Genomic DNA, 526 nt, shown 5'->3' on the forward strand with positions numbered 1-526 from the left:
CGGGTCGGGCACCGGGACGGCCGAGAGCAGCGCCTGGGTGTACGGGTGGGTGGCGTGCTCGTAGATCTCCTCGTCGGAGCCGATCTCGACCATCCGGCCGAGGTACATCACGCCGACGCGGTCGGAGATGTGCCGCACGATCGAGAGGTCGTGCGCGATGAACATGTAGGAGAGCTCGAAGTCCTTCTGGAGCTGCTCCAGCAGGTTGATCACCTGGGCCTGGACGGAGACGTCGAGGGCGGAGACCGGCTCGTCGCAGATGATCACCTCGGGCTTGAGCGCGAGGCCGCGGGCGATGCCGATGCGCTGGCGCTGGCCGCCGGAGAACTGGTGCGGGTACCGGTTGATGTACTCCGGGTTCAGGCCGACGACGTCGAGCAGGTCCTGCACGGCCTTGCGCCGGTCGCCCTTCGGCGCCACCTCGGGGTGGATCTCGAAGGGCTCCCCGATGATGTCGCCCACCGTCATCCGCGGGTTCAGCGAGGTGTACGGGTCCTGGAACACCATCTGGATGTTGCGGCGGACG

The 526-nt window shown here is 67.7% G+C and carries 1 protein-coding gene; it reads right to left on the minus strand.

All coding sequences use genetic code 11. From position 1 onward, the window contains the following. Window positions 1-526 (minus strand): ATP-binding cassette domain-containing protein (locus tag IE98_RS0141685; protein WP_030278004.1); only part of this gene is annotated, 526 nt, incomplete at both ends.

This window comes from Streptomyces sp. NRRL B-24484, from assembly GCF_000717715.1.
Lineage (GTDB): Bacteria > Actinomycetota > Actinomycetes > Streptomycetales > Streptomycetaceae > Kitasatospora.